The 792-nt window shown below is 84.1% G+C and carries 1 pseudogene; it reads left to right on the forward strand.

The annotated features are described in order from the left end of the window. A pseudogene (locus ABD990_RS34150) lies at positions 1-792 on the forward strand (hypothetical protein); the annotation flags it as partial.

Here is a 792-nt window from a genome sequence, read left to right on the forward strand (position 1 = left end):
GCCGCGGGAGAGGGAGCCGGAGCCGCGCCGCCGGGTCGGCGCGGCGGCCGCCGGGGCCGCCGCGCTCGCCGGAGGGGCTGCGGCCGCGGCGTCGGCGGCCCCGGCGCCGGAGAAGGCGCCCGAGAAGACCCCGGAGAAGACGCCGGAGAAGACGCCGGAGCGGGAGGCGCCGACGGCCGGGGCGACTGCGGCACCGACCGAACCCGACGAGGCCCAGCAGGAGGCGACCGAGACCGCCGCGCCGGACACGGCCGCCGGAACCGCCGCACCGACCGCACCGGGTGCGCCCCCTGCGCCCACCGACGGCGCGGCGCCCGCGAAGGACCTCCCGGTGCCGTCGGGCGCGACCCCGATCGCCCGGCCCACCGACACCGAGCCGGCGACCGAGGAGCCCCGCACCCTGGAGCGCCCCCCGGGCGACGAGCTCACCGGCACCGCCGACGACGTCCGCACGCCGCCGCGCGGCCTGCCCACGGGCGGCACCGCGACCGAGGCGCGCACCCCGCCGGACGGCATCCCCGCAGTCCGCACCCCGGACACCGCCACCCCGCCGGAGGGCATCCCGGCCGCATCCGCCACCGCGGCCCCCACCGCCCCGGCCCCCGTCACCGCTGCGCCGGGGACCGCTGCTCCCGAGGCGCCCGTCACCGAGGCCCCGACCACCGAGGCCGCGACGGCTCCCTCCCCGGAGGCCCCCTCGACCGGCGCGACCGCCGCGGCTGCGGCCGCCACCGCGGCCGCCGCCCCCGCGGCCCCGCCCGCCGAGCGCGCCCGCGCGGCCCCGCCCGCTCC

It is taken from the genome of Pseudonocardia yuanmonensis, assembly GCF_039542425.1.
Taxonomy (GTDB): domain Bacteria; phylum Actinomycetota; class Actinomycetes; order Mycobacteriales; family Pseudonocardiaceae; genus Pseudonocardia; species Pseudonocardia yuanmonensis.